We start from the raw sequence: 13,940 nt of genomic DNA on the forward strand, positions 1-13,940 counted from the left end.
CAAAGCCTTAGTCGACAAAGAGTCTACTGTAGCCGGACACCAGGCCTTGGACCAGATATTCTAGGGACCTCGACGACCCTCCCGGAGTGACGCAATGACTGATGCTGTAGCCCACGACGCCGAGCTCGATGCCAGCGGACTGAACTGCCCGCTGCCGCTGCTCAAGGCCAAGATGGAACTCAATCGCCTGGCCAGCGGCGCGGTGCTCAAGGTGATCGCCACGGATGCCGGTTCCCAGCGCGACTTCCGCACCTTTGCCCGTTTGGCCGGTCATACCCTGCTTCGCGAGGAAGACGAAGCCGGGGTCTATCGTTACTGGCTGAAGAAGGCCTGAACCGCCCCGGAAATCATCGCGCCTCTGTCTAAGGATCATTGATGTTCAAAGTGTTACGCGACTGGATTCAGCGCTACTTCTCCGATGAAGAGGCCGTGGTACTGGCCGTTCTGTTGTTCCTGGCCTTCACCGCGGTGCTGACCCTGGGCGGCATGCTCGCGCCGGTATTGGCGGGGATGGTGCTGGCCTACCTGATGCAGGGGCTGGTGCTCACGCTGGAGCGCTGGCGTTTGCCAGGCGGGGCGGCGGTGGGCCTGGTCTTTGCCTTGTTCATGGGGCTGCTGCTGGTGTTCATCGTGGTCGTCGTGCCGCTGCTATGGCACCAGTTGATCACCTTGTTCAACGAGTTGCCGGGAATGCTCGCCAAGTGGCAATCGCTGCTTCTGCTGTTGCCGGAGCGTTATCCGCACCTGGTGTCCGACGAACAGGTGTTGCAGGCGATCGAGGTGGCGCGCGGCGAGATCGGCAAGTTCGGCCAGTGGGCGCTGACCTTCTCGCTGTCCAGCCTGCCGCTGCTGGTCAACATCATGATCTATCTGGTGCTGGTGCCGATCCTGGTGTTTTTCTTCCTCAAGGATCGGGCAATGATCAGCCAGTGGGTGCGCGGTTACCTGCCGCGCGAGCGGGCGCTGATCACCCGGGTGGCCCAGGAGATGAACCGGCAGATCGCCAATTACATTCGTGGCAAGGTGATCGAGATCGTCATTTGCGGAGGGGTGACCTACATCGCCTTCGTTGCCTTGGGGCTGAACTACGCGGCCCTGCTGGCGCTGCTGGTGGGGATTTCGGTGGTGGTGCCCTACGTCGGGGCGGTGGTGGTGACCGTGCCGGTGGCGCTGATTGCCTTGTTCCAGTGGGGCTGGAGCGATCAGTTCATTTATCTGATGGCGGTCTACGGGATCATTCAGACCCTGGACGGCAACGTGCTGGTGCCGCTGCTGTTCTCCGAGGCGGTGAACCTGCATCCGGTGGCGATCATCTGCGCGGTGCTGCTGTTTGGCGGGCTGTGGGGCTTCTGGGGGGTGTTTTTCGCGATTCCCCTGGCCACCCTGTTCAAGGCGGTACTGGATGCCTGGCCGCGCAAGGAGCCGGTCGTGGCGCCTTTGCTGTAGAACGGCTCTGTTCTGGAAATGAAAAGGGGGCGGCTGAATCAGCCGCCCCCTTTTTAGTCGGTTGCTCTGCTCAGACCCTGCTCAGGCCTTGTTCAGCGCCTGCGCGGCAGCCAGTACCGCGTCCACGTGGCCCGGCACTTTCACGCCACGCCATTCCTGACGCAGCACGCCGTCCTTGTCGATCAGGAAGGTGCTGCGGTCAACACCCATGTATTCCTTGCCGTAGAGCTTCTTCAGCTTGATCACGTCGAACAGCTGGCAGACGGCTTCGTCCTTGTCGCTGATCAGCTCGAAGGGGAACTCCTGCTTGCACTTGAAGTTTTCGTGGGACTTCAGGCCATCGCGGGAGATGCCGAACACCTCGGTGTTGGCGGCCTTGAACGCGGCGTATTGATCGCGAAAGCCCTGGCCTTCGGTGGTGCAGCCCGGGGTGCTGTCCTTCGGATAGAAGTAGATCACCACCTGCTTGCCCTTGAGCGCTGCGAGGCTGACGGTCTGACCGCTGGTGGCCGGGGCTTCGAAGTTGGCAACAGGTTGGTCGATGGCAACGGCCATTGGGGCTTCCTTACATTGGGTTCTGTGGGCGCCAGGGTTCGATCAACGCATCGAGATTCATGGCGTCGGCGAAGTCCAGGAACTGATCGCGCAGCCAGCTGATCTGGGTGCCGGCCGGCAAGGTCACGGTAAAGGTGGCGTTGAGCATGGTGCCGCCGGTCTGCGGGGCCTGATAGGTATCGCAGGTCAGGTTTTCCAGCTCGACATGGTGATCGATGAAGAACTGGCACAGTTCATTGACGATGTCCGGGCGGTAGGCGGCGCTGACGTAAGCCACATAAGGCAGGGCCTGCGGGCGGTTTTCCAGGGCCGCGCTGCGTACCACATTGACGGTGAAGGCGTATTTCTTCGCCAGCGACGGCAGGCCGGCCTCCAGGCGCGCCAGGGCATCCCAGCTGCCGGAAACCTCCAGGACCAGTGCGCTGCACTCGCCATGGCGGGTCAGGCGGGAGGTCACCACGGCGCAGCGGTTTTCATGGCTGGCGCGGCACAGGACGTTGGTCAGCTCCATGGGGTTGGCGCCGAGGGCACTGATGACAAGGAATTGTTCGCGGACTGTGGGGGTGGACATGCAGCATTCCTAAAGCGATGAGCGGTCGATACTTTTTGCAGGCTCGAGTACTGGGTAAACGCCCGGATGCGGTTTCAGAAGCCCTGAACCGCCAGGTTGCGACGAGCTCCATAAAGGCGAGAGCGAAGGGCGGCAACGCGGGATTGGGGCTTCGGATGCCGAATAAGGGAGGCTGGAACCCGGCGTACAAGCTTAGCAGTACCGATCAAAGTCTGAAGGGTAGCGAAATACATCGCTCAGGGGAATGCTCGCAGCGCGGTACTTCGCTTGTGCAAGCATCTTGGCGCCAGTACCATTACCGCTCTCTTTTTCCGGCAGGAGCGGTTGCATGATTGCGGGCAGTATGGTGGCACTGGTCACACCCATGGATGCACAGGGTCGTCTCGACTGGGACAGCCTGAGCAAACTGGTGGACTTCCACCTGCAAGAGGGCACCAACGCCATTGTGGCGGTCGGCACTACAGGTGAGTCGGCTACCCTCGATGTGAACGAACACATCGAAGTGATTCGTCGCGTGGTCGCTCAGGTTGCAGGGCGCATCCCGGTGATCGCCGGTACCGGCGCGAACTCGACACGCGAAGCGATCGAGCTGACCACCAATGCGAAGATCGCCGGTGCCGATGCGTGCCTGCTGGTGACCCCTTATTACAACAAGCCGACGCAAGAAGGCCTGTATCAGCATTTCCGCGCCATTGCCGAAGCCGTCGATATCCCGCAGATCCTCTATAACGTGCCGGGCCGCACCGCTTGCGACATGCAGGCCGAGACCGTGATCCGCCTGTCGACCGTGCCGAACATCATCGGCATCAAGGAAGCCACCGGTGACCTGCAGCGCGCCAAGGACATCCTGGCCGGCGTGAGCAGCGACTTCCTGGTGTACTCCGGCGATGACGCAACCGCCGTCGAGCTGATCCTGCTGGGCGGCAAGGGCAATATTTCGGTGACCGCCAACGTGGCGCCAAAAGCCATGAGCGAGATGTGCGCCGCCGCGATGCGTGGCGATGCCGCTACCGCCCGGGCGATCCACGAGAAGCTGATGCCGCTCAACAAGACTCTGTTTATCGAATCCAACCCTATTCCCGTGAAATGGGCCCTGTGCGAGATGGGCTTGATGGCGAACGGTATCCGTTTGCCGCTCACCTGGCTCAGTGCTGCCTGTCACGAACCGCTGCGACAGGCCATGCGCCAGTCCGGCGTATTGGTTTAATTGAGGAAGTACTACGCATGAAGCGATTGGCCGGACTTTCCGCACTTGCCTTGATTATCTCCAGCACCAGTGGCTGCGGTTGGATCTGGGGGCCGGAAGGCTACTTCCGTGACCGCGGCAGCGATTACCTGCAAGCGCAACAGACCGCACCGATGCAACTGCCGTCGGATGTCAGTACCTCCAAACGCCTTGATCCGCTGTTGCCGATTCCGCGCAACGTGGCCGACGATACCGTCAAGGGCGAATACATCGTGCCGCGTCCGCAGCCTTTGGGCTCGGTGGCCGATGCCAGCGACTACACCCTGCAGAAGAGCGGCGATGCGCGTTGGGTCATGGCCCAGCACGCCCCGGCCGAAGTCTGGCCGGTGGCCATGCAGTTCTTCCAGGACAACGGTTTCCGTATTGACGAACAACGTCCGCAAACCGGCGAGTTCACCACCGCCTGGCAGCGTTCCGACGAACTCTCCGCATCCATGGCCAAGCGCCTGGGCAGCGTAGGTTCGGCCGATAACGAAACCCGCGTGCGGGTGCGTATCGAACCAGGCGTGCAGCGCAATACCAGTGAAGTCTACGTGGTCAGCGCCGAGCGTCCTGTCGGCAGCACGTCCAGCGTCGATTTCACCAACCGCTCGGTCAACACCAGCCTGGATGCCGCGCTGGTCGACGAAATGCTTGCCAGCATGAGCCGCAGCGCCGAGAAGGGCGGTTCGGTCTCCCTGCTGGCCGCGCGTGATTTCGATACCCCAAGCCGTGTCAGCCTCACCGAAGACGGCAGCGGCAACGTGGTGCTCAACCTTGGCGAAGACCTCGATCGCGCCTGGTCGAGTGTCGGCCGCGCGCTGGAGCAGGGCGAGTGGCGCGTTGAGGACATCAACCGCAGCCTGGGCCTGTACTACATCAACCTGGCGGAAAAAGCCGAGAAGAAAAACGACGAGCCGGGCTTCTTCGGCAAGTTGTTCGGCAGCGCACCGGCCAAGGAAGAAATCGAAGCCCGCGCCGAGCGTTATCAGGTTCGCCTGAGCAAGGTGGGCGACAACGTCCAGGTCACCGTCGAGAAAGACATCAACACCGTTGCTCCGCCTGAAGTGGCGCGCAAAGTGTTGACTGTGATTCAGGACAACCTGGGCTGATCCGATGCGTTTCGCCGTTCTCGGCAGTGGTAGTCAAGGGAATGGCACGCTGATAGCCAGTGACGACACCTACGTCTTGGTGGATTGTGGTTTCTCCTTGCGCGAAACCGAGCGGCGCCTGCTGCGCCTGGGGGTAGCCCCCGCGCAGCTGAGCGCGATTCTGGTAACCCACGAACATGCCGACCACGTGCATGGCGTGGGTTTGCTGTCTCGGCGCTACAATTTACCGGTCTACCTCAGTCGCGGCACGTTGCGCGGGATGCGCAAACCGGTGGAAGCCGCGGGTTTTCTCGCCGGGGGCGAGACGCTTCAGGTCGGTGCCTTGAGCATCGACGTGACCCGCGTCGCCCACGATGCGCTGGAACCTGTGCAGTACGTGTTCAGTGACGGTCAGCGGCGTTTCGGCCTGCTGACCGACCTGGGTTCCTATTGCGACACGGTGATCGACCGCTATCGTGGGCTGGATGCCTTGATGATCGAGGCCAATCACTGCCGCGACATGCTGGCCCGAGGTTACTACCCGTATTTCCTCAAGCAGCGGGTCGGTGGGGAAATGGGACATTTGAACAACCATCAGGCCGCAAGCCTGGTGGCCGAGTTGGGCTGGCAGGACCTGCAGCATCTGGTACTGGCCCATCTCAGCAGCAAGAACAACCTGCCGCAGCTGGCCCGGCAATGTTTTGTCGACACCCTCGGGTGCGACCCGGACTGGCTGCAACTGGCCGATCAAGATTCAGGGCTCGACTGGCGACACATCGCCTAGCCCACCTACTTAGCAAGCGGAGCCCATCATGGAAAAACGTGAAGAACTCTACCGTGGCAAAGCCAAATCGGTTTACAAGACCGACGACGCCGACCGCCTGGTCCTGCTGTTTCGCAACGACACCTCGGCGTTCGACGGCAAGCGTATCGAGCAGCTCGATCGCAAAGGCATGGTGAACAACAAGTTCAACGCCTTCATCATGCAGAAGCTCGAAGAGGCCGGCGTGCCGACTCAATTCGACAAGCTGCTGGGCGACAACGAGTGCCTGGTGAAGAAGCTGGACATGATCCCGGTCGAGTGCGTCGTGCGTAACTACGCCGCCGGCAGCCTGGTCAAGCGCCTGGGTGTGGAAGAGGGCCTGAAACTCAATCCTTACACCTTCGAACTGTTCCTGAAGGACGACGCCAAGGGCGACCCGTTCATCAACGAGTCCCACGTCGTGGCGTTCGGCTGGGGCACCGCCGAGCAACTGGCGCGCATGAAAGAACTGTCGCTCAAGGTCAACGAAGTCCTGAGCAAGCTGTTCGACGACGCCGGCCTGCTGCTGGTGGACTTCAAGCTGGAGTTCGGCGTATTCCACGGCCAGATCGTCCTGGGCGACGAGTTCAGCCCGGATGGCTGCCGCCTGTGGGACAAGGAAACCCGCAAGAAGATGGACAAGGACCGCTTCCGTCAGGGCCTCGGTGATGTGATCGAAGCCTACGAAGAAGTCGCAAACCGTCTGGGCGTACCGCTGTAATCGACGCAACCGACTGATAGCACGGAAAAAATTTGCTCGAGGGGCTTCGCTTCGGGCAAAGGTGCTGTTATGATGCGCGCCGTTGGAGAGATGCCAGAGTGGCCGAATGGGACGGATTCGAAATCCGTTGTACCTTCGCGGGTACCTAGGGTTCGAATCCCTATCTCTCCGCCATTATTGAAGTAGCCGAAGCCCCTGAAAACGTTAAAGTTTTCAGGGGCTTCGTCGTTTCTGGCTGTTTTTATTCCCCCGCTTGTTCCCCCATTCGGATTTCGAGGGAGCCACTCGATTCACATCGAGAACACTTACCCTCCCAGTCAGCCCCAGCCCAATGCATCACACCGTCAGTGTGTGGTCGGCCTCCCCGAACCAGGTGCGCACCAGATCGGGGCTGGGCGTACTAGCGTGGTCTAGCACCGCCACATCGACGAAGTGCTTGCCATTGTTGGCGCCATCGGGATCCACCTGCACAGTAATGCCGCTGCCGGACTGCGCCAGTTGGACAAAGTCGGCCACCTGGCTGGTGCCGCTGACGAAGTTGGCGTTGAGCAGCGTGGAGAGGTCGAGGGTGTCACCTTCGGCGTAGTTGTAGTCGAGGATATGGTCACCGCCTTCATTCGCGTTGAGGTAGGCGAACACGTCGGCTCCCGCGCCGCCGCTGAGGGTGTCCTCGCCGCCACGACCGACGATGATGTCGTTGCCGTCGCCGCCACTGAGGGTGTCGGCGAGCATGCTACCCACCAGTGTGTCGCTGGATTGGCCGTGGTAACTGACTTGGGTACCGGCTTCGCCGCCGTCGCTGACCTGGAAGTCTTCCACCGAGTAGTGCCCCAGCAGGTTCACCTCGGCTCGATGTGCGCCGTCGTCCACCGTCAGCAGGCCGCCGGCGCCAGAGGCATTGGCGGTGTAATTGAGCTGAGTGTTGGCACCGAAGGCAAGATCGCCGAACGTCAGCAGGTCATCGCTCTCAAGGCCGAGAATGCCGACCAGCGAGCCCGCTGCTTCAGCCTGGGCGATCACCAACGAGCCCGCACCTTCGCCGTGGAAGGCGACGGAGGTGTGTGCGGCACCGGCAAAGGTCAGGCTGGCATCGCCGTCGATGGTCGCGCTGCCATTGCCGGTCACGTCGGCCAGCAGGTGCAGGTCGCCACCATTGGCCCACAGATGGCCAGTGTTTTCGACCGCGCTGGCCACCGTCATGCCGCCTGTGGCTGTGGACTCCAGCACACCGCTGTTGGTGATGCTGTGGGTACCGGTGTCGAGCACCAGACTGTTCAAACCACTGGCCAGGATCAGCCCCGCATTGGCCAGGATCATTTGCCCGGCGCCCAACTGGCCGGCGCCGGAAATGCGGTTGTCGACATTGGTCAGCACGGTGTCGACGCTGCCGCCGAAAATCACGTTTTGCGCGTTGTCCGATAGCAGCACCTGGCCGCCACCGGTCAAGGTCGCGCCACGGAACAGAATCTCCAGGCTGGTCTCGTTGCCGGCGGAGCCGAGCTCGATGGTGCCGCTGTTATGGATGCCGCCACCGAACGGCATGATCGCGCCGTCGGCAATAGTGAGGGTGCCGCTGTTGTGGGTGAGCGGGTCCACATCGAACTGGAAGTTCGCTTCGCCTAGGTCTGTTGCATCGACACCTCTCAGGGTGACCGTCTGGCCGGAACCGATGCTGATCAGGGCATTGCCGTTTGCATCGTTGCTGATGCTCAAGTCAGCGAAGGTGGTGACGCCTGTGAAGCCGATCAAGTCGATCTTGTCCGCCGCGACATTGAAGTTGTAGATCTGGTTGTTACCGATCGGCTGGGCGAAGACGAACGTGTCGGCACCGGACGACCCGGTCAGGTTGTCGTCAGCGGACAAGGCGAAGATCGGCGAGCCTGGGGCATAGACTTCGACGTTGTTGAACACGTAGGCGCTTGCGGCGCTGCCGTCACTGTTGCTCCAGTACATGTTGATATCAAGCACCAACGCACCTGCGAAGTCGCTTGGGGTGGTCACGGTCAAGGCGCCGGGATCGTTGGTCTGCACGGTCCAGGTGCCGTCGCCATTGTCGGTTCCAGCATTGAACACCCACCCCGAAGGAACGCCGCTGATGGCCACCGTTACGGAGCCGTTGATCTCGGCCAGTGGAACGTTGAGGGCCAGATTGATGGGTTCGCCGGCAACGCCTGCTGGAAGGTTTGCACTGCTCCCGGCCGACCCGGGATTACCCGCCAGGTCGGTGTAGCTGTTCGCGGCAACGTCGACTTTCACGCTACCGCCCAGTGTTCTGGTCAGCGTCGCTGTGTAGGTGTCGCCATCGACCTGGGTAAAGTTGCTGAAGGTTGCGCGGGGCGTTCCGCTCGTCGTAGTCACCGAGACATCCGAAAGGTTGAAACCGCTCACTGTCTCACTGAACTGGAACGTGACCGTCGACGTTGAACCAACCGAATTGCCTAAGGCCGTCCCCGTCACTGCCACCGTCGGCGGCACGCTATCGACTGGCGTCTCGACGACGTTCTGCACGTTTACCGTAATGGTCTGCGTGTCGGTTCCGCCATTGCCGTCGGCCACCCGAACGTCCACAACGTAGGCATTGTCGCCGTCGGTACCACCGACATCCTGGGCATTCTCGTAATCGGGCGCCGAATTGAAGGTCAGCACTCCGCTCGCACTGATCGAGAATTTGCCGAAGTCTGTCCCGGCCGTATTCAGGATCGAGTAGCTCAGCGTCTGCGCTGGTAGATCGGCATCGCTCGCCATCACTGTCGTGACTGCGGTGGTGTTCTCCGCCACGTTGACCGAAGCCGTCGTGCCACCGCCGTTGGAGGTGATCACCGGGCTGTTGTCGTTGACGCCTGTCACGGTTACCGCGATCGCCTGGTCGTCAAACAGCGTGCCGTCCGACGCCCGCACAATCACGTCATAGACGTTGTTCGTTCCCGAATCTGTCGGCGCTTCAAAGTTGGGTGCAGAGATAAAGCTCAGCGCGCCTGTGCCTGAAACGATCGAGAACTTCGCGGCATCCGCTCCGCCGACGATGCTGTAGCTCAGTGTTTGCGTCGGCAGATCAACATCGGTCGCCGCCACTGTCGTGACCGCTGCTGTGTTCTCCGCCACGTTGATCGAAGCCGTCGTATCACCGCCGTTGGAGGTAATAGTCGGCAAGTCATTGCTGCCGGCGATATGCACGGTGGCCGATGTGAGGGTGCCATCGGCACTGCTCACGGCGAAGGTGTCGGTGTAGGTGGTGCCGGCGACGAACTCGTTGTGGGCGGAGTCGGCGACGTAGGTCCATGCACCGTCGGTGCCGATGGAGAACTTGCCGTAGTTGCCAGCAGTGTCGGTTTGCGCGACGAAGGTCGCGGCGCTGTCGACGTCGCTGATGGTCAGGGTGCCGGCGGTGGAGATATCGGCGGCGGCATTGGTCTCGGTCAGGTTGGCGATGTCGGCGGACAGCACGGCCGCATCATTGGTGCCGAGGATATGCACAGTGACCGAGGTGAGGGTGCCGTCGGCGCTGCTCACGGTGAAGGTGTCGGTGTAGGTGGTGCCGGCGACGAACTCGTTGTGGGTGGAGTCGGCGACGTAGGTCCAGGCACCGCTGGTGCCGATGGAGAACTTGCCGTAGTTGCCAGCAGTGTTGGTTTGCGCGACGAAGGTTGCGGCGCTGTCGACGTCGCTGATGGTCAGGGTGCCGGCGGTGGAGATATCGGCGGCGGCATTGGTCTCGGTGAGGTTGGCGATGTCGGCGGACAGCACGGCCGCATCATTGGTGCCGAGGATATGCAGGGTGACCGAAGTGAGGGTGCCGTCGGCACTGCTCACGGCGAAGGTGTCGGTATAGGTGGTGCCGGCGGCGAACTCGTTGTGTGCGGAGTCGGCGACGTAGGTCCAGGCACCGGTGGTACCGATGGAGAATTTGCCGTAGCTGCCTAGGGTGTCGGTTTGGGCCTGGAAGCTTTCCGGGCTGTCGATATCGCTGACGGTCAGGCTGCCACCGGTGGTCAGCGGGGCATTGGTTTCGCTCAGCGTGACGTTGGCCGAGGAGAGCACGGCGGCGTCGTTGCTGCCGGTAACGGTGATGGTCACCAACTGGGTATCCACACCGCCGAGGCCATCGCTGACCTGCACGCTGAACACTTCGTCGTGACTTTCGCCAGCCTTCAGTGACTGCACCGCACCAGCAACGCCATCGCTGCCGTTGGCCAGGGTGTAGGTCCACTGGCCGCTGCTGTCGACGGCAATTGAGCCATAGCTGCCGGTATTGGACCCGGCGATGCTCCAGGTAGCTGTAGCGTCGTGATCGATATCGGCCGAGCTGAACTGGCCACTGACGTTGAGGGTGGAGTCCTCTTGCACGGCGCCGAGATCATTGCCGGTCGCAAAGCTGAGCACCGGTGCGTCGTTGCTGCCGGTGACAGTGACGGTCACCAGTTGAGTGTCCACACCACCGAGGCCGTCACTGACCTGAACGCTGAACACTTCATCATGACTTTCTCCTGCCTTCAGTGACTGCACCGCACCAGCAATGCCATCGGTGCCGTTGGCCAGGGTGTAAGTCCACTGGCCAGTGCTATCCACGTCAATTGAGCCATAGCTGCCGGTATTGGACCCGACGATGCTCCAGGTAGCCGTAGCATCGTGATCGATATCGGTCGAGCTGAATTGGCCGCTGACGCTGAGGGTGGAGTCCTCTTGCACGGCGCCGAGATCATTACCGGTCGCAAAGCTGAGTACCGGTGCGTCGTTGCTACCGGTGACAGTGACGGTCACCAGTTGGGTATCCACACCGCCCAGGCCATCGCTGACCTGTACGCTGAATACCTCGTCATGACTCTCACCCTCCTTCAGCGACTGCACCGCACTAGCGACACCATCGGTGCCGTTGGCCAGGGTGTAGGTCCACTGGCCGCTGCTGTCGACGGCGATCGAGCCATAGGTGCCGGTATCGGTACCGGCGATACTCCAGCTGGCTGAGGCATCGTGATCGATGTCGGCCGAGCTGAATTGGCCGCTGACGCTGAGGACCGTGTCTTCTTGCACCGAGCCCACATCATTTCCCGACACGAAGCTGAGCACCGGTGCGTCGTTGCTCCCGGTGACGGTGACGGTCACCAGTTGAGTGTCCACACCACCGAGGCCGTCACTGACCTGAACGCTGAACACTTCATCATGACTTTCGCCTGCCTTCAGTGACTGCACCGCACCAGCAATGCCATCGGTGCCGTTGGCCAGGGTGTAAGTCCACTGGCCAGTGCTATCCACGTCAATTGAGCCATAGCTGCCGGTATTGGACCCGACGATGCTCCAGGTAGCCGTAGCGTCGTGATCGATGTCGGTCGAGCTGAATTGGCCGCTGATGCTGAGGGTGGTGTCTTCCTGTACGGCACCGAGATCATTGCCGGTAGCGAAGCTGAGTACCGGCGCGTCGTTGCTGCCGGTAATAGTGATGGTGACAGTCTGCGTCGCCGAAGCCGCGTTAGCCGCGCCGCTGTCATCGGTGGCGACCACCGTGTACGAGAAGGTGATGGTTTCGCCAGCGCCGAGGAAGTCGAGGTTCTGGCTGCTGCTGTAGTCCCAGCTGTTCTGATCGACCGAGAAGCCGGCCACCAGTGCCGAAGCCACGCCGGCATTGAGCGTGCCGCCGCTCCAGGCGATGTTGCCGTTGGCGGTGTGCGACACAGTCACCACGTCGATGTTGTCCAGGTCGGCAAAGCTCAGGGCGCCGCTGTCGCTCAGTGTGGCCGTAGCGTTGCCTTCGTTCATCGCGCCAGTGGTGTCGGCAATCGTCAGCATCGGCCGGTCGTTGCTGCCGGTGAGGGTAATGGTTACGGTCTGCACCGCGCCGTCGCCGATCGCCACGTCATAGGTCTGGGTGAGGGTCTGGCCTTCGCCCAGGAACTGCAGGGCGGCGTTGTCTACCGCGAAGTGCCAGCCCAGCGAGCCGCTGCCCGTGCCGGTGCTGTCGTTCAGTGGGTCTGTAGTGAAGCTGCCCAGGTAGCCGGAAGCGCCCGGCGTGACGGTGACGCTGTGGCTGTCGATCAGGTCGGCGTCGGTAAAGGTGATGCTGCCGCTGGCAGCGTAGTCGCCGCTGTCTTCCTTGGCATCTCCGGTCTGCACGCCACTGGTGATCTGCACCTGGTCGTTGGTGCCCGTGATGGTGATGGTCACATTCTGCGTTGTCGACGAGCCATGCCCGTCACTGATGGTGACCACATAAGTTTCGCTCGCCGTCTGACCCTGGGCCAGAGACTGGGCTGCCGCGTTATCCAGGGTATAAGTCCAGTTGACGGTGCCGTTGGCCGTATCGGCAGCTTCAGTCACAGAGGCGAGGGCGAAGCTGCCCAGCGCTGTGACATTGTCTTGCGCCGCCACGAACGAGGCGGTATGCGTGTCGCTCAGATCGACATCGCTAAAGGCAATCGTGCCCGTCGCGCTGTGCGAGTCGGTCGGGCTCAGCGTCGTGGCCGCATCTTCGGTTACGCTACCGGCCTGTGCGCCGAGGCTCATCGTCACACTGTCATTCGCACCGGCAAATTGCACTTGCGCAGTGGCCCAACTGAGCGTGCCATTACCGAGACGAATCGCATACGTAAAGCTGTCTGTCAGGGACGCTCCGGCAGCAAGCGCCTGAAGTTGCGCCTTGAACGCAGTCGATAAGGTCGTGGCGTCGTAGCCGACTTTTCCATCCGACGTAATCCAGATTTTTGCGCCGTTGAAGCTGGTGTCAGAACTTGTCGCCTCAGCCCTGCTCGTGTCCTGGACCTGGAGATCGGCCGGAGCATAAACCTTGGTGGCAGTAGAAAGGCTGGTCGCATTATCGAGTGACCAGAGTGTCTTGGCGTTGCCACCCAGGTCATTGGACATGACATCCAGGTACACGACCCCCAGCAGGTCTTCAGTGATGGCCGCGCTGCTCGTGCCAATGACACCTGTAGTGAAAATGTCGTCCTTCGCCTGCGGTGTATTGGAAAACGAAGTGGTGGTGCCGCCGCTGGTCGTTGTGGTGGTAGCCATGTCTTTCTCCCGGGAATGCTTTTTTAGAATCGCCAGATCCTGCTGACAGGACGAAGTCCCATGCTTGTACCGCTCAGGGTGTCAAGGAGCGGTGCGAGGTGATCCCGGACATCGTCGGCCGTCCGGGCCTGCGGGAAGAGGGACGCAGGTGGTGTGCAGGTGAAGAAGTTCGCCGTATTTGAGAAGCGAATCGCAGGAGCGGTCGGGCGAACATGGGCCCAAGCCTGGGGCTGCGCTGCGCATGGTGCGCAATAGCCTGAGAGCACCCATATGAAAGGGACTCCTGAAGTAATGGCTGGATGAAGCCGTGTCTTGGGGGCGTTCTGATTCAGGGATACGGCCTTTCCTGATATCAGTTTGATAGTTGTTTAGTTGTGGGGTCAGGCCTTGTAAAGGTGTTAACCGGGAGTAACAGTACGAAGTGCCAATATTCCGACAGGCGGGCATTTATGCGTCAATATTGTGTCGATGTGTTTTTGGCGAAATGCTCGCAAGCACCCAACACTGTTGCGGTTCAATGAGCTGAA

The 13,940-nt window shown here is 61.2% G+C and carries 10 protein-coding genes and 1 tRNA gene; 8 read left to right on the forward strand and 3 right to left on the reverse strand.

Going from position 1 to position 13,940, the window contains the following annotated elements:
- Nucleotides 1-94: 94 nt before the first annotated feature.
- Both J4D52_RS18605 and J4D52_RS18610 read left to right on the forward strand, forming a co-directional pair.
- Nucleotides 95-334: a sulfurtransferase TusA family protein gene (locus J4D52_RS18605; RefSeq protein WP_007930235.1), complete on the forward strand. Its 240-nt coding sequence runs from the start codon at nt 95-97 to the stop codon at nt 332-334.
- Nucleotides 335-375: 41 nt separating this feature from the next.
- Complete coding sequence (locus J4D52_RS18610) at nt 376-1,446, forward strand: AI-2E family transporter (RefSeq protein ID WP_007930236.1); 1,071 nt, start codon at nt 376-378, stop codon at nt 1,444-1,446.
- An 81-nt stretch (nt 1,447-1,527) separates the two neighbouring features.
- Here J4D52_RS18610 and J4D52_RS18615 read toward each other — a convergent pair whose 3' ends face one another.
- A complete protein-coding gene (locus J4D52_RS18615) occupies nt 1,528-2,001 on the reverse strand; it encodes a peroxiredoxin (RefSeq protein ID WP_063428852.1) in 474 nt (157 codons plus the stop codon).
- A 10-nt stretch (nt 2,002-2,011) separates the two neighbouring features.
- Nucleotides 2,012-2,572 carry a glycine cleavage system protein R gene (locus J4D52_RS18620; protein ID WP_007930238.1) on the reverse strand — a complete coding sequence of 187 codons (561 nt, stop codon included), beginning with the start codon at nt 2,570-2,572 and terminating at the stop codon, nt 2,012-2,014.
- A gap of 328 nt (nt 2,573-2,900) precedes the next feature.
- On the opposite strand from J4D52_RS18620, the gene dapA reads away from it, so the two are divergent.
- The 5 genes from dapA to J4D52_RS18645 all read left to right on the forward strand — a co-directional run bounded on the left by dapA (nt 2,901) and on the right by J4D52_RS18645 (nt 6,585).
- Complete coding sequence (gene dapA / locus J4D52_RS18625; protein ID WP_009042590.1) at nt 2,901-3,779, forward strand: 4-hydroxy-tetrahydrodipicolinate synthase; 879 nt, start codon at nt 2,901-2,903, stop codon at nt 3,777-3,779.
- Between the two features lie 17 nt (nt 3,780-3,796).
- Nucleotides 3,797-4,909: an outer membrane protein assembly factor BamC gene (gene bamC / locus J4D52_RS18630; RefSeq protein ID WP_053277822.1), complete on the forward strand. Its 1,113-nt coding sequence runs from the start codon at nt 3,797-3,799 to the stop codon at nt 4,907-4,909.
- A gap of 4 nt (nt 4,910-4,913) precedes the next feature.
- The gene (locus J4D52_RS18635) at nt 4,914-5,672 is read left to right on the forward strand and encodes an MBL fold metallo-hydrolase (protein WP_025805026.1); all 759 of its coding nucleotides are present in this window, start codon (nt 4,914-4,916) and stop codon (nt 5,670-5,672) included.
- 28 nt (nt 5,673-5,700) lie between these two features.
- On the forward strand, nt 5,701-6,411 hold the full coding sequence (gene purC, locus J4D52_RS18640) for a phosphoribosylaminoimidazolesuccinocarboxamide synthase (RefSeq protein WP_007930242.1): 711 nt from the start codon (nt 5,701-5,703) through the stop codon (nt 6,409-6,411).
- 84 nt (nt 6,412-6,495) lie between these two features.
- A tRNA-Ser gene (locus J4D52_RS18645) sits at nt 6,496-6,585 on the forward strand.
- 162 nt (nt 6,586-6,747) lie between these two features.
- On the opposite strand, the gene J4D52_RS18650 is transcribed toward J4D52_RS18645, so the two are convergent.
- A complete protein-coding gene (locus J4D52_RS18650; protein ID WP_408980329.1) occupies nt 6,748-13,341 on the reverse strand; it encodes a VCBS domain-containing protein in 6,594 nt (2,197 codons plus the stop codon).
- Between J4D52_RS18650 and J4D52_RS30565 the strand changes: the two genes are divergently transcribed.
- On the forward strand, nt 13,301-13,459 hold the full coding sequence (locus J4D52_RS30565; RefSeq protein ID WP_226305697.1) for a hypothetical protein: 159 nt from the start codon (nt 13,301-13,303) through the stop codon (nt 13,457-13,459). The two genes, J4D52_RS18650 and J4D52_RS30565, sit on opposite strands and share 41 nt — an antisense overlap.
- Nucleotides 13,460-13,940 lie beyond the last annotated feature (481 nt).

The organism is Pseudomonas sp. GW460-12-10-14-TSB1 (assembly GCF_017349775.1).
In the GTDB taxonomy this organism is placed as follows: Bacteria; Pseudomonadota; Gammaproteobacteria; order Pseudomonadales; family Pseudomonadaceae; genus Aquipseudomonas; species Aquipseudomonas piscium.

Bases quoted from the DNA above. Each gene is read 5' to 3' on its own strand.
- J4D52_RS18610 (WP_007930236.1), top strand. From the start codon at position 376: ATGTTCAAAGTGTTACGCGACTGGATTCAGCGCTACTTCTCCGATGAA.
- purC (WP_007930242.1), top strand. From the start codon at position 5,701: ATGGAAAAACGTGAAGAACTCTACCGTGGCAAAGCCAAATCGGTTTAC.
- J4D52_RS30565 (WP_226305697.1), top strand. From the start codon at position 13,301: ATGGCCGCGCTGCTCGTGCCAATGACACCTGTAGTGAAAATGTCGTCC.
- J4D52_RS18605 (WP_007930235.1), top strand. From the start codon at position 95: ATGACTGATGCTGTAGCCCACGACGCCGAGCTCGATGCCAGCGGACTG.
- dapA (WP_009042590.1), top strand. From the start codon at position 2,901: ATGATTGCGGGCAGTATGGTGGCACTGGTCACACCCATGGATGCACAG.
- J4D52_RS18635 (WP_025805026.1), top strand. From the start codon at position 4,914: ATGCGTTTCGCCGTTCTCGGCAGTGGTAGTCAAGGGAATGGCACGCTG.
- bamC (WP_053277822.1), top strand. From the start codon at position 3,797: ATGAAGCGATTGGCCGGACTTTCCGCACTTGCCTTGATTATCTCCAGC.
- J4D52_RS18615 (WP_063428852.1), bottom strand. From the start codon at position 2,001: ATGGCCGTTGCCATCGACCAACCTGTTGCCAACTTCGAAGCCCCGGCC.
- J4D52_RS18620 (WP_007930238.1), bottom strand. From the start codon at position 2,572: ATGTCCACCCCCACAGTCCGCGAACAATTCCTTGTCATCAGTGCCCTC.